Genomic DNA, 20953 nt, shown 5'->3' on the forward strand with positions numbered 1-20953 from the left:
TTTATTTCTAAAAATAATTTTCCTAAGGCTAATAGAGAAATCAGAGCTAGAGCAGTGCGTTTAGTAGGCGAAAACGGCGAAATGCACGGCGTCGTAAATATTAGAGAAGCATTAGATATGGCGGAAAGAGCTGGTCTTGACTTAGTCGAGATATCACCGAATGCTATACCCCCTGTCTGTAAAATTCTAGATTTTGGTAAGTTTAAGTACGAAAGCAAAAAACGTTTGCATGAAGCACGCAAAAAACAAAAAATCGTCGTACTTAAAGAAATGAAATTTAAACCTAATATTAGTATAGGTGATTTTGAAACTAAGTTAAGAAAAATAAAAGAATTTTTAAAAGACGGAGATAAAGTAAAAATTTCTTTATGGTTTAAGGGACGAGAGATTCTTCATAAAGAGGTCGGTCAAGAACTATTTAAACGTATAGAAGTAGGGCTCGAAGGACTCGTTAAAATCGATCAGCATGCTAAAATGGAAGGTAAACAGATGATAATGATCGTTAGCCCTGATATTAAGGTGCAATAGCTACTCAAATCGTCATTGCGCGTGAACGTAGAGAGTGTGGCAATCTCAGGAATGTTACTGTTTCATGAGGTTGCCGCGTCGAGGCTTGGCCTCTCCTCGCAATGACATGTAATAACAACAATAAAAAGTCAAATATGCCGATTAAAATTTTAATGCCTGCTTTATCTCCAACTATGACGGAAGGAAATCTAGCTAGGTGGTTAAAAAAAGAAGGGGACAAAGTTAATCCTGGAGAAGTAATTGCTGAAATTGAAACCGATAAAGCAACGATGGAAGTAGAAGCAGTAGACGAAGGTATACTTGCCAAAATAGTTATCCCACAAAATAGTCAAAATGTACCTGTTAACTCTTTAATTGCCGTGTTAAGTGAAGAGGGAGAAGAAAAAACAGACATTGATGCGTTTATTGCAAAAAATAATAGTGTATCACCGTCACCGAAAACAGATGCTAATCTTCCGAACCCCCACGAGAATATAGCTAATGTAGAAGAACAGGTAACAGTTATAAAACATGATGCTAGTAAAATATTCGCCTCACCGCTTGCAAAAAGACTTGCAAAAATGAGAAATATTAGATTTGAGAGCGTGAAAGGTAGCGGTCCGCACGGTAGAATAGTCAAACAAGATATCTTATCATATACTCCTAGCACTGCTCATAATAAAATAGTTAGCAGGAATCCTGAAGAATATCGTTTAGTACCAAATAATAATATCCGCAAGATTATAGCCAAGCGTCTGCTTGAATCTAAACAAACAGTTCCACATTTTTATTTATCTATAGAATGTAATGTCGATAAATTGTTAGATATAAGAGCAGACATTAATAAATTTTTTTCTGAAGATAAATCAACAAGGATATCGGTTAATGATTTTATTATTTTAGCAGTAGCCAAAGCTTTACAAGAAGTGCCAAATGCCAATGCTAGCTGGGGAGAAGATGCAATTAGATATTACAATAATGTCGATATTTCAGTAGCGGTAGCGATTGAGAACGGGCTTGTTACACCGATAGTTAAAAATGCCAATCAAAAAAACATTCTAGAACTATCTCGTGAAATGAAAGCATTAATAAAGAAAGCAAAAGATAATAAATTAACCCCTGAAGAATTTCAGGGCGGGGGGTTTACCATTTCTAACCTCGGTATGTACGGTATTAAGAATTTCAATGCTATAATTAACCCACCACAAAGTTGTATAATGGGCGTCGGAGCTAGTGCAAAACGTGCTATAGTCAAGAATGATCAAATAACTATAGCAACAATTATGGACATAACTCTTTCTGCCGATCACCGAGTAGTAGACGGAGCAGTCGGTGCTGAGTTCTTGGCAGCATTTAAAAAGTTTATAGAGAGTCCCGTTTTGATGTTGATATAAGTCGTCATTACGAGCAGCCATAGGCTGCGTGACAATCGCATCAAATATCCTGAGATTGCTTCATCGCAGCTTTCAGTTGCTTCTCGCAATAACGTTAAAATCTCACCCATAAACAAATCACAATAAAATAACATGCGTTTTTCAGATAATTTAGCAAAAATTTTAGACAAATACGAAAATTTAGGCAACAAACTATCTTCCGGCATTATGGGAGACGAGTTTGTTAAGGCATCTAAAGAATATGCAAAACTTGAAGATGTTGTAGCAAAAATTAAAGAATATAATAAGGCTAAATCTGAGCTTGAAGAAGCAAATAATTTTAAGCTAGAAGTGGGACTTGATAATGCCACTTTAGAAATGATTGAAGACGAAATATACACTCTTAAAAATTCGTTACCAAAACTTGAAAGAGCCGTAAAAATTGCTTTATTACCAAAAGATGATGCGGATAGTAAAAGTGCTATTATTGAAGTTAGAGCAGGAAGCGGCGGAGAAGAAGCGGCACTTTTTGCTGCCGTACTTTTTAATATGTATCAAAGATATGCTGAGTTAAAAGGATGGCGTTTTGAGATATTAGCAATCTCCGATACGGGAATAGGCGGTTATAAAGAAGCATCGGCGTCAATAAAAGGCAAAGATGTATTCTCTAAACTCAAATTTGAGTCAGGCGTTCATAGAGTACAGAGAGTACCGGAAACGGAATCACAAGGACGTATTCATACTTCGGCAGCAACGGTTGCAGTACTTCCTGAGGCTGAAGAGGTTGATATTAAAATTGAAGATAAAGACTTAAGAATCGATACTTATAGAGCTTCAGGGGCTGGTGGACAGCACGTTAATACTACTGATTCTGCCGTACGTATAACTCATATCCCCACCGGTATTACCGTAGCCTTGCAAGATGAGAAGTCACAGCATAAAAATAAAGCAAAGGCATTAAAAATTCTACGTGCTAGAATTTATGAAGAAGAACGACGTAAAAAGGAACAAGAAAGAGCCGATAGCAGAAGAGGGCAGGTAGGTTCGGGAGATCGTTCGGAACGGATACGTACTTATAATTTCCCACAGGGAAGAGTATCCGACCATAGAATAAACTTAACACTTTATAAGATAGACGAAGTAGTTAAAAACGGACAATTAGATAAGTTTGTTGAAGCTTTAATTGCAGATGATGAAGCTAAAAAACTTTTAGAGACATACAACAAAAATACAGCCTAATAAACAAATGAAACCACAAGCATCTATAAACGGTAAAATCTGGCAGCAGAAACTGATTAACGAAGATATAGTCACCGAGTTATGTCGTAGTTTCAAAATTAGTGATTTACTTGCTAGGATAGTATCATTAAGAGTAAATAATCTAGAGGAAGTAGAAAATTTCTTGAGACCGAAAATCAAAAATTTATTACCTAATCCTTTTCATCTACTTGATATGGAAAAGGCTGTAGATAGAACTGTTACAGCTATTTTAAATAACCAAAAAATATGTATCTTTGCCGATTATGATGTAGACGGTGCTACTTCAGCCGCTTTACTTAAAAATATTTTTAGAGATTTAAATATACTATGTGATATTTATGTTCCTGATCGTATAGCTGAAGGATACGGTCCAACTCCTTTTGCTATGCAAAAAATTAAAGATAACGGTACAGAATTATTAATTACGGTTGATTGCGGTGCTATGGCACATGAAGCCCTAAAATACGCAAAAGACGTTAACCTTGATGTTATAGTAATCGATCATCATATAGCTACGGAAATATTACCGGATGCAGTAGCTATAGTAAATCCAAATCGTATTGATGAAAAAAGCGAATATAAACATTTGGCAGCCGTAGGAGTTGCTTTCTTATTTGCAACTGCAATATTATCGAATTTAAAGAAGCAAAATTATTTCACGCAAACAATGCTTCAGCCTAATCTAATGCAGTATCTAGATTTAGTGGCTCTTGGTACTGTTTGCGATATGATGAAATTAACAGGCTTAAATCGTGCATTTGTTGCAAGCGGATTGAAAGTAATGCAACAAAGGCAAAATATAGGGATTAAAACATTATATGATATGGCAGGGCTTCATGAAATACCAAAATGTTATCATTTAGGGTTTATTCTAGGTCCGCGTATCAATGCAGGCGGTAGAGTAGGAAAGTCAAGTTTAGGTGCTCATCTCCTATCTACTAGTTGTTCTAATGAAGCAAATAAATTAGCTAAAGAACTTGAAAAACACAATAATGAGCGTAAAGTAATTGAGTTATTAATGATAGAAGAAGCGATGGAAATTGCTTTAACACAACAAGATAGTAGTTTATTATTTATCGTAAAAGAAGGATGGCATCCAGGCGTTATAGGCATCGTTGCCGGCAAATTAAAAGAAAAATTTGATAAGCCGGTGGCAGTTATAGCTTTAAATGACGGGATTGGTAAAGCTTCATGCCGTTCTATTTTAGGTATTGATTTTGGTGCTGAAATTATCAATGCTAAAAGCAAAGATTTGCTAATAGCAGGCGGAGGTCATGCTATGGCGGCAGGTTTTACCGTAACGGCTGAAAAATTACAAGAATTGCAGAATTTTTTTAATAATGCTTTTAGAATTAGTATAACTAAACTAGAAAATTATAAGCATGCGGAATATGATATTGATTTAACGGTTAATAGTGTGAATTTCCCTTTAATGGAGGAATTAAACACTTTAGAGCCTTTCGGTCAAGGAAATCATGAGCCTATATTTAAATTTGATGATTTATTTGTATTAAAAGCGGATATCGTTGGAAGTAAGCATATTAAATGTATGCTTGTTCCAAATAAGCGAGGCTTTGGTAATAAAGCCTTATCTGCTATTGCTTTTAATTCAGTAGGAACTGCATTTGAAGATGTTTTATTAAGCCCTAAAGCAAAAAATATTGCCGCAATAGGAACGTTAAAAACTAATAGTTGGCAAGATAATTATACTATTCAATTAATTATAAAAGATATACTTCTAAAAAAGTAGATAGACTAAGTATATATAATAACAACTTAAAAAATAATAATTTATGAGAAATTTAAAGAAAACAAAAAATACTACAATTTCTAAAGACTTAGCAGAAGTACAAGAGCATTATCAAGATTATCCTTATTCTTTCAGAGACCCAGATCAAGAAAAAGAATATTTACTTGCAACATGCGGTGAGTTCTTAGGAGAATTAAACCATTTTCTATATCAAGGAAAAGAAAATTTTAATAATAATTTTAGATGCTTAATAGCAGGCAGCGGCACCGGTGATTCGACTATTTATCTTGCCGAGCAGTTAAAAAATAAAAATGCCGAAATAATATATCTAGATTTCAGCAAGCCTAGCATGGAAGTAGCACAAAAACGTGCAGAAGTACGAGGTCTTAAAAATATTAAATGGATTAATGATTCAATATTAAATATACCTAATCTAAAACTTGGAAAATTCGATTATATAAATTGTACCGGCGTGCTTAATCATTTAGCAAATCCTGATGAAGATTTAAAAAATCTAAAAGATTCTTTAAAGCCAACCGGCGGTATGGGTTTAATGGTATATGCTAAATACGGACACGTACCGGTGTTTATCAAATTCAGGATTTAATGAAAATGATAAATAAGGATACTAAAAGCCGTATCGAAGAAGTAATGAACGGGAAGCTAATTCTAGATAATTTGCCTGCTACTAACTGGTATAAAAGAGGTTGGGAGTTATTTTCAGATTACCAAAATTTCGATGACGTCGGAGTTTATGATATGTTCCTGAACAAACAGGATAGAGCCTATTCCGTTCCTGAGTTATATGAATTCGTAGAAAAAGCAAGCTTAAATTTTGTTGATTATCTTGATCCTTTAGAGAAAATTTTATTAAGACCGGAAAATTATATAAAAGATTTTTCACTTCTACAAAAAGTTAAAAAGATGGATAAAGGAACTAGAGAAGCAATTTCCGAAATACTTACCGGTAATATTACTAAACATTCATTTTACGTATCAAATCAAAAAGATAGTGTAGCCTCTCTTGATGACCTTGATAATATACCGTACTTCCACAATATTACCAATTTTGCTAAACAAATTTATGAGCATTTGGAATCTAATCCTTCAGCAGTAAATAATGCTATTAATTTTACTATTAATAATGGGATATTAAATAATGTTAATATCTCAATGTCGATATTTAGAAGCACTAAATATATTTTTAAATATATGGTAGAAGAGAAAAGTTTAAGAGAAATATTTGATGCGGTACGCAACGAATTAAACCAAGAAATACACAATGAGGCCTTATTAAATGAAGTTAAAAACGTATGCATGCCATTACTTAATACAAATGTGTTATTGTTAAAATCAAAGGATTGCTAGAGTGACGTGGATTGATTCATCCGTCATTGCGAGAAGAGGTTACCAGGATCGTCATGAGCTACGCAGCCGTAAGCTGTGCAGCAATCTCATGCAATAATAATAAACTCCCAAGATTGCTTCGTAATTTTCTCGCAATGACCATTTACCGATTACCTGCTCGCAATGACGATTTGGGTTGACAATGTGCTATTAACGTTGTTAGTATGCTTTTACATACATAGCCAGCTCTTATAAGCTAACAAGATAAATAATTCTTTAAACTGCAAAAATAAATAAAACTTTCTAAAAATCTAATTTGATTCCTAACTTAAATAAGTATATTACTCACCTTGAAACTTGATTGCTAACTCAACTTTTCAATTATAATCTATTAATAATAAAATAATGAACACAACGCATAAAGAATCCACAGCAGAACTTAACAATACCGAATCCAATAACAATTATAATAATTTTGCAGAGAACGGTAATATTATTAATTTAAAACAATTAAAACGTAAATTACCGGAGGAACTACAAGCTCAAGCAGAAGAATTAAAAATTGAAAATATTAATTCATTACTTAAACAAGAATTAGTTTTTGCAATTTTGAAAAAATCCGTAGAGCAGGGAGTTTTAATAGTGGGAGAGGGGGTACTTGAAGTACTACCTGACGGATTTGGTTTTTTACGTTCGCCGGAAGTAAACTACTTAGCAGGCCCTGATGATATTTATATTTCTCCTAGTCAGATTCGTCGCTTTGGTCTGCGTACCGGTGATACTGTAGAAGGTCAGATCAGAGCTCCAAAAGCCGGAGAACGTTATTTTGCTTTACTGAAAGTCAATAGAGTAAATTTTGAAGACCCTTCTAAAGCTTATCATCGTGTTCATTTTGATAATTTAACCCCCTTATATCCTGATGAAAAATTAGGATTAGAACTTGAAAATAATAGTAAAGATAGTAAGGATTTTAGTACACGGGTTATTGAACTTGTTGCCCCTATGGGTAAAGGACAACGTGCATTAATAGTAGCACCGCCTCGTACAGGTAAAACCGTATTATTACAAAATATAGCACATGCAATTACAACCAATAATCCGGAAGTATTTTTAATAGTACTGTTAATAGACGAAAGACCTGAAGAAGTAACCGATATGCAACGTTCCGTGCGTGGGGAGGTTGTTAGCTCTACTTTCGATGAACCGGCAAGTAGGCACGTGCAGCTTGCAGAAATGGTTATCAAAAAAGCAAAGCGTTTAGTAGAACATAAAAAAGATGTGGTAATTTTAGTAGATGCGATAACACGTTTAGCTCGTGCTTATAATACCGTAGTACCGTCATCAGGTAAAGTATTAACGGGCGGTGTTGATGCTAATGCTCTTCAGAGACCTAAAAGATTTTTCGGAGCAGCAAGAAATATTGAAAACGGCGGTTCGCTTACTATAATCGGTACGGCTTTAATTGAAACCGGTTCTCGTATGGATGAGGTAATTTTTGAGGAGTTTAAAGGTACAGGTAATTCCGAGATAGTTCTAGATCGTAAGATTGCCGATAAGCGTATTTATCCGGCTATTGATATAACTAGATCAGGAACTAGAAAAGAAGATTTATTAGTAGATAAAATAATATTAAATAAAATGTGGGTTCTTCGTCGTATTATCGATCCAATGGGTAGCAGTGAAGCAATAGAATTTTTACTCAAAAAACTTGAAAATACTAAAACTAACGGTGAGTTTTTTGAGATGATGAAGAGTCCTGAACGTCCTAAGAACGGTCTATAGTCAATTAATACCTATATTGTGCTTCGTTGTGCGGCCTCACCTTATTATATTATAGGCTTCGCTCCTCACGCCTGTCACAGTATAGGGCTGCATTTAGTATTCTAAAAAAGTATATAAGATCATGAGTATAACACCTGATTATTTAATTGAAAGAAGACAAATAAAATCTCGTTTGTTAATTTGGAAGCTAACAGCCATTATTTTAATTGCGATCGTATTCTTACTAGTCGGTAAAGATTTTGTTCCAAAAGAGGTGTTACCTATTAATAGTAATGAAGACTATATAGCTTCCGTATTAATAGACGAAATAATTCTTGAAGACGAAAAGCGTGACAAAAAACTCAAAAAAATAATCGATGATTCTCATATTAAAGCGTTAATAGTTAACGTAAATTCTCCCGGCGGTACGGTAGTCGGCGCTGAAAAAATTTATAACATTCTGCGTAAAATATCCGCAAAAAAGCCGGTAGTGATAGTTATGGGAACAATGGCTGCAAGCGGCGGTTATTTAATCTCTCTTGGAGGTGATTATATTATCAGCCATAACGGAACTATTACGGGTTCAATCGGTGTAATACTACAAACAGCCGAGGTAACGGAGCTTGCTCAAAAATTGGGGATTAAGTTTAATAATTTCAAATCGGGTGAATTAAAAGCTGTCCCAAATCCTACCGAAAAACTGACAGAAGCAGTGCGGGTAGCCATTATGGACAATATAGAAGATACTTATAATTTCTTCCTTGAACTTGTTTCAGAGAGGCGTAATCTTCCTATAGAAGAAGTAAAAAAGCTCGCAGATGGACGAGTATATTCAGGTCGTCAGGCTTTAAAGTTAAAGCTTGTGGATGCTATAGGCTCGGAAGATACTGCATTAAAATGGTTACAGGAAGTTCAGAAAATTAATGTTAATCTACTAGTTAAAGATTATCAATTAAAACCAAAATTAATGAACATAATACTTGAAGATTTTGATAGTATAGCACCTAGTTTTTTTAAAAATAGTTTTAACGGAATCAAAGCGATTTTTTAATAATGATTACTAAGAATTATTTAATAGATAAAATACATGATAAGCTGAATTATCTTTCTAAAGAAGATGTTAAAGATTCAGTAGATTTAATTTTAGATTATTTAAACGAATCTCTTAAAAAACAAAAGCGTATCGAAATCAGAAATTTCGGTAATTTCTCTATCCGCAAACACAAATTTCCTGAAAGTGAAAAATACTATAATACGGTTTATTACAGAATGCCTAAAAATTTATTTAAGGAATAAATTGCCATGGCTCTTCATACTGAAGATTTAGAACTCTTCAAAAAAATATTATCGATAGATGGGAAGCTGATTATTCAAGCACTTAATATAGACTCTTTTATATATCACGATATTATAGGGAATGGGAAATATGATTCTTTTTTTGAAGTATTATATAATTACTTAAATGATAGTACACCAACAATCATGCCTTTAGTTAGTATCTGAATAAGAAAGAATATTATCCTATTGTTGAAGAATTATGTAATGAATCTTTAAAGGAAAAAACATCATCAATAATGATATATTGAGAAAAAGAATCTGATAATCACCCTCTACCTAGATGGGAATATGAAGCAACTTTAGAATATTATTTAAAAACTAGAAAAAATTATGATAAGCTTAAACCTGAACCCAAAATAGAAAGAAGCAAAGATGAACCTAATTTAAATTATGCAGAATTAGATTTAAAATATTATGAAGAATCTTTAGACTATTACTGAAAGGTTATAGGGTAGGGTAATAAAATTTTCCTCTCACTTGACATTATAATAATAGGCAGCTATCTTAAGTGTAAAATTAAAACAGGGTATTTATTGATAAGGTATTTAATACTTTTATTTGCTTCTATAGCTTTAATTGGCTGTACCGGTCAAAAAACTACGAAACCCAAAGAAGTAGTAGAGCTTGACGGTGATCCAAGCTATGCAATCATGCAAACAATCGATAGTACTAACAGAAATATCGCTAGCACTACTTCATCTCTTCCGAGTACTCCGGCTAGATAGAAATGCTTGCTATTATTTCTTCTGCTAAAACTCTAAATTTCGAGAAGTTAGCTCCCAAGACGGAGCTGACGATTCCAATGTTCCTTACGTTAACTAATAAACTACTTTCTACACTCCAAAACTATTCTGAGAATCAATTATTGAAAATAATGAATATAAGTGCAAAACTTACACATATAAATAAAGAAAGATTTAAGGATTTTGATAATCAAGAGAGTAAAGCGGCTATTTTTGCTTATGCAGGAGATGTTTTTAATAATATACATATAGAAAAATTAACTAATCATGCATTAAATTTCTTGCAATCACATTTGCTTATTATATCAGGACTTTACGGGGTCTTAAAACCGCTAGATACTATTAAGCCGTATAGATTAGAAATGGCAACAAAATTAAATGAAATAAATTTAACAAACTTTTGGCAAGATGAAGTCACTAATTATCTTAATAAAATTCTTGTTAAACAGAAAAATAAATATTTACTCAACCTAGCATCACAAGAATATTCATCTGTAATAAACCCAAATAAACTTAGATATCAATTAGTTAACGTTCATTTTAAAGAAAATAGGAACGGTAAATTATCAACAATCGGTATAAATGCTAAAAAAGCTCGAGGGGCGATGGTCAAGGTTATTGCTAACAACCTAATTGACTCACCTGAGCTACTTAAGAATTTCTCATATTTAGGTTATGCCTTTAGTACTAAACACTCATCCGATAACGAATTGGTGTTTATTAAGAGTTAAAATAGTAGGGGTGAAATACCAATAGAAATGCTTCAAGTTATTAACTTTAATTAAAAAGTGAGTATTTTCTTTATAAAATAGTGGGTTTACTTTATAATATATGCCTATTTATTAATAAGTATTTATTATGATAAAAAATCCTAAATCTTCAGCAGTCTCAAAATTTAATCCTATAGCATGTCATACAATACAATAATAAAGTTTAAATCACAAAAGGCTTTAATTGTAGCGGGGGAATGAATAGAACCATTAAAAAATGTAAAAAGTTCTATAGATGTTAGTGCAGAAATAGCAACAACTCTTTTAAACTCTTTAGATAGCAAAACAACAACAAAATTGGATATTCCACAAGTAACAAGTCTAAAACTTAATACACTAAAAACTTTATTTGATAATTATGAATATAAAAATATTCAAGAACATAAAGTACTGAAAGAAGCCTTAAGTAAATATCATTTTGCATTAAAAACGAATAAAGAAATTAGCATTTTTATAAGCCCCAAAACTTATAGTACTCCTATTGTAAATAAAGAACCCAAAACTATTAATTTTATAAATATTTTTCTTCAACTTCAAGGGATGATCACTGCTATACATTGCAGTATAATGAATAACCATGTGGCAATAGCAGAAAAATTATTTATAGATATATTGTCAAAAGCAAATATAGATTTAAATTTAATATATTCCCAATACGAATTTCAAATTCATAAAGCTTATACCAATAGTTTATTTGAGTTAGTCAATCATTTTATATCATATGGAGTATGGAGATAAAATTATTAAAGATTTAACGCCTTATATAAGGCATTATTACAATATTACATATACGCTCTCTACCATATTAATTAATAATCATCACTTAGATGAAGCTAAAAAATTGCTTACGGGCAGCACTTAGCAATATCACTATAGATGATCAAGTAAATGCCAACGATATATAGGTTGGTGTCAGTATAACTTAGGGGGTTGTTTATTATAAAACTGATGTCAATCATACTGATGAGTTACTTGTACTTTCGGTTGCCATTTATACACAACAATTGGATATAGCACGTAATATATTAAATAACATTCCTAACAACGATATTGCTATTTATCAAAGGTTAAATTTATCTACTTTAGCAGCTTTTCCTGATCCAAATTCTATAATTTATAATGCACAAATACATTAAAAAAGAAGAAATAACAGAAGTCCTTAATGCTGCCGGCATCTCGCTAATGGCAGAAGATGCAAAAGAATTTGTTTCTAAAAATTCTCAAAACGTTTTACAAAATGTAGAGAAAGTTTTAGAAGATGCCCCTCAAAATGAAGAAACTTTAGAAATTGGAATAAATGCTGCTTTACTTAATAATGACATAAATAAAGCTAAGGAATATGCAAACCAATTAAGTAAGGCAAAACAAGAAGAAATTTTTACAAATGATTTTGGAGAGGTTAATGACGCAGAGGATTTAGATCAATTATTTAAGCAATATGATGCAAAAAAATTCATCAGTATTATCAACTTAAAAAAACAACAGCTTCATATATTAAGTCATAAAATTACTCATTATATCACTTCATGGAATATTCCAGAGAAAGGGTATATTAAAAATACTGAAGCTACTTAATATAGGTAAATATAAAGGTCAAGATTGTTATAGTATTATTGATGAAAAAATAAAGAAAGCTGTTGATTCTTTACTGCCACGGTTTGAGAAAGCTATGGAGAAAGGAATAATACATCATCCATATGGAATAAATGGAGTTAAATTTTTGAAGGAGAATGCTGTTGCAATTTTGATTATGAGACCAACCCTAAAGAAGCTGAAGTATTTATTAACGGTCACCATTTGGAGATTTGCCCTACCGAAGGTTTATAAATTTTATCCTATCTAATTGATATTCTCTCACCTTCTTTGAACACTGAAAAGCCTCTACTCTATGCTGTGTTCGCCGTTTGATACCTTTGTAGCAATACCGAAAAATGGAGAATGGTGAGTGATAGTGGGCTCGAACCACCGACCTTTACGATGTCAACGTAATGCTCTAACCAACTGAGCTAATCACCCTGATAATTTTTTTAATCTTTATGTAGTTTTAGCTTTATTGAATTATGAACCTTATAATATTTACAATTAAGATAAGTGTCAATTAATTAGTTCAAGTTATATGTTAAAAAGATTATATTGATAAAAAATAGTTATATTGCATACATTTATTAAAAAAACAGAAAAAACTCCTAAAACAGCTATTTCAATAACTAAAACTTAAGATTAAAGGAAGGTTTTAATGAAAAACTTTGATGAATTTAAAAAAGAGTTATTATCAAACCCCGAAGTAAAAAAAGCTTATGAAGAACGAAAAATGGAATTTGAGATAGCAAGCACTTTAATAAAGGTTCGTCTTGCATCTAATATGACTCAGGCGGATGTTGCTAAAAAATGTCTAATTCTCAAGCGCAAATAGCAAGAATGGAAAGCGGACATCATATTCCTAATGTCTTAAGCCTTCAAAAATACGCTAAAGCTGTAAATCAAAAAATTAATTTGTTGATTACCCCATCATAGGGTGTACTACTAAATCTATATGTAGTTTTTAACCCTTGTTTTTTTAAAAAATTCATTAATGTACTAGATTTCAAGCTTTATTTCCATTATTTATAATATTTTATTATTTAGTCTATAATTTTATGGTGGATTTAAAAACTAAAGCCTTTGATATTTCTCAAAATTTCACTATTTCTCTTGACGGTCCTGCTGCTTCAGGTAAGGGGACTATCGGTTTAATACTGGCCAAGAAATTTTCTCTTAAATATTTTCAGTCAAGTATTGTTTATAGGCAGCTTGCGTTTGACTGTATTAGTCAAAAAATAGATGTCACTGATATAGATGCGGTAATTGCTTTATCTAAAGAATTAAAACTCGACAATAATTTTGACTTAGAGAATGAGAATATAGGAAATATAGCATCGCAAATTGCCGTAATAAGTGAAATTAGAAATAATCTAAACAAATACCTGATTAATCTAGTAAAAACAACACCTAGAATGATTATGGAGGGTAGGGATATAGGCACCGTTGTTGCACCTGACGCCGATTTAAAGATTTTTATAACTGCAAATCCTCAAATTAGGTCTGAAAGACGATATAAGCAGTTGCAAGCAAAAGGAAAAACATGTATACTCGATGAGATTTTACGGCAAATAATTTTGCGAGATAAAAGAGATAAAGAGCGAAAAGCTGCACCGTTATTACCGGCTTCAGATGCTTTAATTATCGATACTTCAAAGCTTTCGGCTATGGAAGTCGTAGAAGAAGTAACAAATTATATAAAGAATAAAATAACTTGAAAAAGTGCTAGGTTATTTTATTCGATTGTATGGCGTTATTGCATAGCTAGTATGTCATTCCCGCGTAGGCGGGAATTCAGTAACTAAAAGGTAAAAACACACTGAATTTTTAATATTAGAAGCTCAATTTCGCTTTTTCTGGATTCCCGCCTACGCGGGAATGACATACTAGCTATGCAAGAGCATCCAATTTTATTAACCTTTCAAAAAAATTTTATTAGCCTAGGCACTTTAGCTAATACTACGAGAAGAATATGTCAATAAAACTAAAACAACGATTTGTTCCACAACTTGCAGCAATGAATCACGAATTTGCGGAAGATTTCTCTAAAATGCTTGAAACCGTTGATACAAGTCATATAAAAGAAAAAACGGTAGTTAAAGGTCAAGTAATCGAAATAAAAAACGATATAATTATTGTTGACGTTGGATTAAAAAATGAAGGTAGAATACCTAAGTCTGAATTTTTAGCTTTACCTGAAGTTGGGGACGTAGTTGAAGTTTTCATCGAGAAAATTGAAGGACGTAACGGCAGAACAATATTGAGCCGTGAAGAAGCAGTTAAAGAAGAATTATGGAGACAACTAGAAATCATGTGTTCCAAGGGCAAGTTTGTCGACGGTACGATTTTCGGTCGTGTAAAAGGAGGCTTTACCGTGGATTTATCCGGTGTAGTAGCATTCTTACCGGGAAGTCAAGTTGACGTTAGACCTATTAAAGATCCTACTTCTATAATGAATATCAAGCAACCGTTTAAAATTTTAAGTATGGATAAAAAGCTTGGTAATATAGTAGTTTCAAGAAGAGCTATTTTAGAAGAATCACGTTCCGAAGCTAGAGATGAGATGCTATCTAAAATTAAAGAAGGCATGGTATTAGAAGGAACCGTAAAAAATATTACTGATTACGGTGCGTTTATCGATCTTGGAAGTGTTGACGGTTTATTACATTTAACCGATATTTCTTGGGGAAGAGTTAACCATCCTTCAGAAGTGTTAGACTTGAACCAAAAGGTTAAAGTAATGGTTATTAAGTTTGATGAAAAAACCAAAAGAATATCACTCGGTATAAAACAACTTGATTCTAACCCATGGGAAGCAATTAAAGAAGAATTCCCCGTCGGTAAACAAATGACCGGTAAAGTTACAAATTTTGCTGATTACGGCGTATTTATAGAATTAAAAGACGGGCTTGAGGGACTTGTTCATTCAAGCGAAATTAGTTGGTTAAAATCTAATCAAAATCCTAGAAAAACCCTAACTATAGGGCAAGAAGTAGACTTCGTAGTTTTAGAGGTCGATACTGAAAAGCATCGTGTTTCTTTAAGTATTAAACAATGCCAAGAAAATCCTTTAACAAAGTTCGCTGAAAATAATCCTGTCGGTACTATAATTAAAGCACCGATTAGAAATATTACGGATTTCGGTATTTTTGTTGCACTCGGTAATAATATGGACGGCATGATTCATGAAGGTGATATTAGCTGGGAAGATAAAGGAACGGATCTATTAAAATCATACAAAAAAGGTGACGAAATAGAATGCAAAGTTCTAGCCATTAATATTGAAAAAGAACAAGTTAGTTTAGGTATAAAACAATTGTCGCCGAATCCATATCAAGAAATCAGTGATGAATATAAAAAAGGCACCATAGTTAAAGCCCTTATAACAGAAGTTAAAGATGAGGGACTCGAAGTATTATTAAACGATAAAGTAGCAGGTTTTATTAAAAGAACTGAACTATCGGATGAAAAAGACGAGCAGAAGCCTGAAATGTTTCAAATAGCCAAAGAAATAGAAGCCACAGTTGTTTCTATCGAGAAATCAACCGGTAGAGTTTTATTATCGCTAAAAGCTCATAAAATAGCAGAACGTCAAAAAGCTCTCAAAGAATATGGTTCTAGTGATAATACTACCAATATGGGAGATATACTTGCTAATGCTTTAGAAGATAAGAAGTAATAATCTATTATAAGTTATTGTGAGGAGAAACTGTAAGTTTCAATGAAGCAATCTCAGGAGTTCTATGCTACTTCATGAGATTGCCACGTCGGTTATTAAAATAACCTCCTCGTAATGACGAAAAACTATTTAATTAATCAACTTCAGGAGAAAATATTAATGTCGTATGTACCGATAGTAATTGAACCAACATCACGCGGTGAACGTACTTATGATATATATTCAAGATTGCTAAAAGAACGTATAATCTTTGTATGTAGTACTGTTGAAGATCATATGGCAAACTTAATTGTTGCACAATTATTGTTTCTTGAAGCAGAAAATCCTAAAAAAGATATATATATGTATATCAATTCCCCCGGAGGAGTTGTAACCGCAGGTCTTGCAATTTATGACACAATGCAATATATAAAACCTAAAGTGGCTACATTATGCATAGGTCAAGCTTGTTCTATGGGTTCACTTTTACTGTGCGGGGGCGAAAAGGGGATGCGTTATAGTTTACCTCACAGTCGTATTATGATCCATCAACCATCAGGAGGTTATAAAGGGCAAGCTACCGATATAGAAATCCACGCTCAAGAAACCCTAAAAATCAAAAGGTTACTTAACGAATTGTATAGTAAACATACTGAACAAGAGTTAAAACATATCGAAAAAAGTATGGAACGTGATAATTTCATGTCACCGGAAGAAGCAAAAAAATTTGGATTAATAGATAATATACTGTCTTCCAGAGATGCTATGGCATTGTTAGCAAAATAAAGATTAACTTTTATAGATTTAGTTTTATTATTATAGTATAAGAGAATTAATTTGTTATAGTCAAGTCAGTGGGATTTGCACACCAGAAGCGAGGAGTTAAACCTAACTAATAGGAGAACGACGAATGACGATGCAGGCGAGTCCAAATCAATGACTATATTGGGGTCATAGCTCAGTTGGTAGAGTGTTTGAATGGCATTCAAAAGGTCGGGGGTTCGACTCCCCCTGACTCCACCATATCTTATTACTATTTCAATTTATAAATACTTCACACAGTAAACATATCATAAACTAAGGACTTTTTGCTTTTCAAAAAAAATTAGATAATATTCAAATCTTATCATAATTCCTTTTTAGATTAGTTTTAACTTACTTAGTGAATTAATAAGAGGCTATAAAATGCATAAAGTAATTACACAATTATCAGAAATTAACTTAATTGGTATTACAACAGGTCGGAAGAATATAAAGCTCAAAGCGGGGCATTTTAAAGGTAATACAAGTTATTTAATGATAAGCAATATATTAACATAAGCTTTACCCCACTTTCTACTTCTCATTTTTTGCTTTTTTTAAAATGGCTAGAAATGCCACATATAAAACTATGGTGGGATAAGGATATAGAATGGAGGTTAGAATTGATCGAACAAAAATACTCAAGCTATGTTATAGGGTATAAGCTAGAAATAATGAGCCTAAAAATATACACGCTTACATTATAGAAGCAGACTGTACTCCTTTACAATGCTTATGATTTTGAGCGTTCAGACCCATTAATAAACTTACCTTCAAAACTTGCAGCACTTGATTATTTCTTTAATGCTTAGGTTCTGTGGACATTTAATACAATAATAATAATTATAAAAAATCAATTAGAAATCTTCACAGAACCTAGATATATTAATATAGATTAAGTGTAAAAAGAATTAGTGAGAAAATGCTAAAAGATCAGAATTTAGATATAGCAAGAAAGCAAGACCATATTGAAATTAATCTTACGAAAAACGTTGAATCTACACTTAAAAGCGGTTTTGAATCTATTCACTTTATTCACAATGCATTACCGGAAATTAACTACGATAGCGTAAATACAACTACTACTTTCCTCGGAAAATCTTTACAAGCACCTATCCTAATTTCTAGTATGACCGGAGGCACGACTAGAGCTAGAGATATTAACTATAGACTTGCACAGGTCGCTCAAAAAGCCGGTATTGCTATGGGGCTTGGCTCTATGCGGATTTTGTTAACGGAACCGGATACAATCAAGACATTTGCAGTAAGACATATAGCTCCCGATATCCCTTTACTAGCCAATATCGGTGCAGTACAGCTTAATTACGGAGTGACACCTAAAGAATGTCAATATTTAGTGGATGCTATTAAAGCCGATGCCTTAATTTTACACTTAAACGTGTTACAGGAACTGACTCAGCCGGAAGGTAATAGAAACTGGGAAAAGCTGTTACCTAAGATAAGAGAAGTGGTTAATTACCTCTCTATTCCGGTAATTGTTAAGGAAGTAGGATACGGTTTATCTAAAAAAGTTGCTGAGAGTCTTATTGACGCAGGGGTTAAGGTTCTTGATATTGCAGGGAGCGGTGGAACATCTTGGAGTCAAGTAGAGGCTTATCGTGGTACAAATTCGTTACAAAACCGTATAGCTAGTAGCTTTATTAACTGGGGAATCCCGACTTTAGATTCTCTAAAAATGGTGCGGGAAGTTTCAAAAGATATTCCGATTATTACCAGTGGCGGGTTAAAATCCGGCATTGACGGTGCAAAAGCAATTCGTATAGGAGCTAATATTTTTGGACTTGCCGGTCAATTTTTAAAAGCGGCAGATACTTCTGAAAGCTTGCTTTCCGAAGAGATACAATTGATAATCGAGCAGCTTAAAATTACCATGCTATGCACCGGATCACGCACTTTAAAAGATTTAGCAAAAGCAGAGATTAGGTTGTAGTAAAATTTATATTCAATAATATATTGGCACCAAATTCAAAAATAACTCTTTCGGCCTTATAATCACTCATTTGAACAAGTTTAATTTCCTCAAGATAAATTACCTTTGGTAAATTCGTTAATGACTTGCCGCCAAAATATTAATGCCGGCTTATTTTCAGGAATAACCGCAACTTCCCATAATCTTTTATGCATTTGCCAAATTTGCTTAGCTACTTGCCTACCAACTCCTTTATTTTGAAATCTTGCTATAATAAAAAATTCCCCCATATTCCAATCGATTTTATAATGCGTTTCCAACCTTATTAAGCAATATAAAACCTGCTATTTCGTCATTTAATTTAATTCAATAGGCTTTCCTATCCGTTTCTATAAAATATTTTTTGTAATTATCAGCTTCATATAAACCATCTCGTGGCAATGTCCAATCATACTCATCTGATTCAAACCCACAATAACGCGATATATCATATATATAAAACCGTACCATATTTTGGATTAGAGGGTAATCAGCAACGGTTGCAGTGGTTAAACGTATATTCTTTACAGATTCATTCTTCATAACTCTTTTCTTAAATATAATTTAGCCATTTCTCTGGAATTATGATAACCTAGCACTTCATAAAATATATGCGTACTGTCTTTAGCACATCGATAACCAGAAGTAAGATCAACGATTACGAGGCTATATTTTTTTGCTATTTCTTCTAAATATTCCATAAGCTTTTTACCTATTTGTTTTCTCCGATAATTCTCATCAATAACTAAAGCTTCAATATGAATTTTAGTTTTATCTGAGGCGAAAAGCAGCGATTTAGACCAAGCAATAAATCCAACTATTTTATTATCTAAACTAGCTAAAGCAACACCATACCCCTCACGATTTGTAAAATGCTTAAAACGTGCTATTAATTCTTCTGAACTAGAAGGATAGCCAAGTTGAGCCATCAAAGGTAAAATATTTGTAATATTATCAGGAGTTGCTAAACTAATATTTACACTACTCATAATTATCCTTTTTCTCTTCGTTTCTTTAACCTAGCTAAATCTTTTGGACTAGGTAAATAGCTTTTTAATTTCGTAGGTAAATTCTTCGGTTAATTTAAGTTTAAATTTACCCGTTTTTAATTCAATAACAACATAGCATTTAAGTTTAACATGATAAAAAACTAAATCTAAGTAATAATCCTCTCCTTCTAATTCTATAGGTATGGATTACCTATAAATACAAAATCTTGACCGAGTTCTAATAAAAAATCCTTAATATTATCTATTAGCTTATTTTCTAGTTCTCGTTCTAAAATATTTTCTTTAATATCTAGAAATTCTAAATTATAAGGATTTTTTATAATTGATTTTGCTAAATCAGACTGCATTGCCGGTAAAGTATGTCCAAAATTATTTATACTTTTTCCTGATCTTGCGTATAAATTGCTTTTAATTTGCAAGGTTAGTACGTTACGTGACCAACCGTTTTCTATAGTTTTGTGTGCATACATACCAAAGCCTTTCAGTATGATTTTTAACTTTTGAGACAATGACTATATGATATCCTCAGGGAATTTCTCCAACAGGCTGTTGGGGGATTTGTTCATCGTTATATTCTTCAGCAAATTGCCTCATATAAGAAATATTTTCTATAACTTTTGCTCCCTACTTCTCAAGCTTTTGACGTTTAATTATTTGAAAACCAATATTTCAATATAGTTTTATCAATTCTTTATTTACGCTTAAATGTGCACGAATTCGTATTTGCTTGATTTCTAGCTTCAGATTCTTAATTAAATCGTAGTATGATTTGTAATCTAAAATATTATTCATTTACTTAATATTATTTATATGCTCTAAAATCTTCTCTGCTAAAGCACTTGCCGTTAGATCACTAACATCTATTTCTAACAAATGAGAATGCGTTATATTAATTAACTCTGCGTTTCCTTCAATACTCAAAGATTTATAACACAAAACTCTATCGGGCCTTTGTATTCGTTTATTATTTTCCTCTACTGAAATAAGTAGTTTTACCGATACAACAAGAGAGTCACGCTGCAAAGCCATATTTTCTACTTGCTTAAAAAGCTTATGATCACCTTAATTATCTTCTAAGACATGGGTTA

Annotated in this window: 25 protein-coding genes, 2 tRNA genes and 1 pseudogene; 21 read left to right on the forward strand and 7 right to left on the reverse strand. The window is 32.6% G+C overall.

Translation table 11 applies throughout. The features are described from left to right. Positions 1-54: 54 nt before the first annotated feature. The 14 genes and pseudogenes from infC to ABVF33_RS04170 all read left to right on the forward strand — a co-directional run bounded on the left by infC (position 55) and on the right by ABVF33_RS04170 (position 12424). Entirely contained in the window at positions 55-528 is a 474-nt protein-coding gene (gene infC / locus ABVF33_RS04105; RefSeq protein WP_499706359.1) for a translation initiation factor IF-3, read from the forward strand. Positions 529-662: 134 nt separating this feature from the next. Next, complete coding sequence (locus ABVF33_RS04110; RefSeq protein WP_499706360.1) at positions 663-1901, forward strand: pyruvate dehydrogenase complex dihydrolipoamide acetyltransferase; 1239 nt, start codon at positions 663-665, stop codon at positions 1899-1901. Positions 1902-2033: 132 nt separating this feature from the next. Next, positions 2034-3119, forward strand: a complete 1086-nt coding sequence (gene prfA / locus ABVF33_RS04115; RefSeq protein ID WP_499706361.1) for a peptide chain release factor 1 — start codon at positions 2034-2036, stop codon at positions 3117-3119. 7 nt (positions 3120-3126) lie between these two features. Continuing rightward, positions 3127-4890, forward strand: coding sequence for a single-stranded-DNA-specific exonuclease RecJ (recJ, locus tag ABVF33_RS04120; protein ID WP_499706362.1), 1764 nt, complete (start codon positions 3127-3129; stop codon positions 4888-4890). A 43-nt stretch (positions 4891-4933) separates the two neighbouring features. Next, positions 4934-6258, forward strand: a pseudogene (locus tag ABVF33_RS04125) (class I SAM-dependent methyltransferase). 384 nt (positions 6259-6642) lie between these two features. After that, entirely contained in the window at positions 6643-8019 is a 1377-nt protein-coding gene (rho, locus tag ABVF33_RS04130) for a transcription termination factor Rho (RefSeq protein WP_499706363.1), read from the forward strand. Positions 8020-8140: 121 nt separating this feature from the next. Continuing rightward, on the forward strand, positions 8141-9049 hold the full coding sequence (gene sppA / locus ABVF33_RS04135; RefSeq protein WP_499706364.1) for a signal peptide peptidase SppA: 909 nt from the start codon (positions 8141-8143) through the stop codon (positions 9047-9049). Positions 9050-9051: 2 nt separating this feature from the next. Further along, positions 9052-9294: an HU family DNA-binding protein gene (locus tag ABVF33_RS04140; protein WP_499706365.1), complete on the forward strand. Its 243-nt coding sequence runs from the start codon at positions 9052-9054 to the stop codon at positions 9292-9294. A gap of 6 nt (positions 9295-9300) precedes the next feature. After that, positions 9301-9501, forward strand: a complete 201-nt coding sequence (locus tag ABVF33_RS04145; protein WP_499706366.1) for a hypothetical protein — start codon at positions 9301-9303, stop codon at positions 9499-9501. 368 nt (positions 9502-9869) lie between these two features. Continuing rightward, positions 9870-10061 (forward strand): hypothetical protein, encoded by a 192-nt coding sequence (locus tag ABVF33_RS04150; protein ID WP_499706367.1) that lies wholly within the window; start codon positions 9870-9872, stop codon positions 10059-10061. A gap of 2 nt (positions 10062-10063) precedes the next feature. Continuing rightward, entirely contained in the window at positions 10064-10810 is a 747-nt protein-coding gene (locus ABVF33_RS04155) for a YaaA family protein (protein WP_499706368.1), read from the forward strand. 336 nt (positions 10811-11146) lie between these two features. After that, positions 11147-11587 (forward strand): hypothetical protein, encoded by a 441-nt coding sequence (locus ABVF33_RS04160; RefSeq protein ID WP_499706369.1) that lies wholly within the window; start codon positions 11147-11149, stop codon positions 11585-11587. A gap of 266 nt (positions 11588-11853) precedes the next feature. After that, a complete protein-coding gene (locus tag ABVF33_RS04165; RefSeq protein WP_499706370.1) occupies positions 11854-11985 on the forward strand; it encodes a hypothetical protein in 132 nt (43 codons plus the stop codon). A gap of 46 nt (positions 11986-12031) precedes the next feature. Beyond that, the gene (locus tag ABVF33_RS04170; protein ID WP_499706371.1) at positions 12032-12424 is read left to right on the forward strand and encodes a hypothetical protein; all 393 of its coding nucleotides are present in this window, start codon (positions 12032-12034) and stop codon (positions 12422-12424) included. Between the two features lie 364 nt (positions 12425-12788). Here ABVF33_RS04170 and ABVF33_RS04175 read toward each other — a convergent pair. Beyond that, positions 12789-12865, reverse strand: a tRNA-Val gene (locus ABVF33_RS04175). 220 nt (positions 12866-13085) lie between these two features. Between ABVF33_RS04175 and ABVF33_RS04180 the strand changes: the two genes are divergently transcribed. From ABVF33_RS04180 to fni, 7 genes are all read left to right on the forward strand, one after another. Continuing rightward, on the forward strand, positions 13086-13262 hold the full coding sequence (locus tag ABVF33_RS04180; protein WP_004998366.1) for a hypothetical protein: 177 nt from the start codon (positions 13086-13088) through the stop codon (positions 13260-13262). Between the two features lie 223 nt (positions 13263-13485). Then, positions 13486-14145, forward strand: a complete 660-nt coding sequence (gene cmk / locus ABVF33_RS04185; RefSeq protein ID WP_499706372.1) for a (d)CMP kinase — start codon at positions 13486-13488, stop codon at positions 14143-14145. 254 nt (positions 14146-14399) lie between these two features. Beyond that, the gene (locus ABVF33_RS04190) at positions 14400-16106 is read left to right on the forward strand and encodes a 30S ribosomal protein S1 (RefSeq protein WP_499706373.1); all 1707 of its coding nucleotides are present in this window, start codon (positions 14400-14402) and stop codon (positions 16104-16106) included. Between the two features lie 159 nt (positions 16107-16265). Next, on the forward strand, positions 16266-16871 hold the full coding sequence (gene clpP / locus ABVF33_RS04195) for an ATP-dependent Clp endopeptidase proteolytic subunit ClpP (RefSeq protein ID WP_499706445.1): 606 nt from the start codon (positions 16266-16268) through the stop codon (positions 16869-16871). Positions 16872-17032: 161 nt separating this feature from the next. Continuing rightward, positions 17033-17108, forward strand: a tRNA-Ala gene (locus ABVF33_RS04200). A 162-nt stretch (positions 17109-17270) separates the two neighbouring features. Then, a complete protein-coding gene (locus tag ABVF33_RS04205; RefSeq protein ID WP_499706374.1) occupies positions 17271-17405 on the forward strand; it encodes a hypothetical protein in 135 nt (44 codons plus the stop codon). A 403-nt stretch (positions 17406-17808) separates the two neighbouring features. Then, a complete protein-coding gene (gene fni, locus ABVF33_RS04210; protein WP_499706375.1) occupies positions 17809-18837 on the forward strand; it encodes a type 2 isopentenyl-diphosphate Delta-isomerase in 1029 nt (342 codons plus the stop codon). 89 nt (positions 18838-18926) lie between these two features. Here fni and ABVF33_RS04215 read toward each other — a convergent pair whose 3' ends face one another. The 6 genes from ABVF33_RS04215 to ABVF33_RS04240 all read right to left on the reverse strand — a co-directional run bounded on the left by ABVF33_RS04215 (position 18927) and on the right by ABVF33_RS04240 (position 20894). Next, positions 18927-19106 (reverse strand): acetyltransferase, encoded by a 180-nt coding sequence (locus ABVF33_RS04215; protein WP_499706376.1) that lies wholly within the window; start codon positions 19104-19106, stop codon positions 18927-18929. A 76-nt stretch (positions 19107-19182) separates the two neighbouring features. Further along, positions 19183-19398, reverse strand: coding sequence for a hypothetical protein (locus ABVF33_RS04220; protein WP_004998351.1), 216 nt, complete (start codon positions 19396-19398; stop codon positions 19183-19185). Beyond that, complete coding sequence (locus ABVF33_RS04225) at positions 19395-19844, reverse strand: GNAT family N-acetyltransferase (protein WP_499706377.1); 450 nt, start codon at positions 19842-19844, stop codon at positions 19395-19397. The genes ABVF33_RS04220 and ABVF33_RS04225 overlap by 4 nt, the downstream gene beginning before the upstream one ends. Positions 19845-19892: 48 nt before the next feature. Beyond that, positions 19893-20048 (reverse strand): PDDEXK nuclease domain-containing protein, encoded by a 156-nt coding sequence (locus ABVF33_RS04230; protein ID WP_081420740.1) that lies wholly within the window; start codon positions 20046-20048, stop codon positions 19893-19895. Further along, positions 20039-20374 carry a PDDEXK nuclease domain-containing protein gene (locus ABVF33_RS04235; protein ID WP_041472216.1) on the reverse strand — a complete coding sequence of 112 codons (336 nt, stop codon included), beginning with the start codon at positions 20372-20374 and terminating at the stop codon, positions 20039-20041. Before ABVF33_RS04235 ends, ABVF33_RS04230 begins: the two co-directional genes overlap by 10 nt. 283 nt (positions 20375-20657) lie before the next feature. Beyond that, positions 20658-20894, reverse strand: coding sequence for a hypothetical protein (locus tag ABVF33_RS04240; protein WP_499706378.1), 237 nt, complete (start codon positions 20892-20894; stop codon positions 20658-20660). Positions 20895-20953 lie beyond the last annotated feature (59 nt).

The organism is Candidatus Rickettsia barbarica (assembly GCF_041477405.1).
Classification (GTDB): domain Bacteria; phylum Pseudomonadota; class Alphaproteobacteria; order Rickettsiales; family Rickettsiaceae; genus Rickettsia; species Rickettsia rickettsii.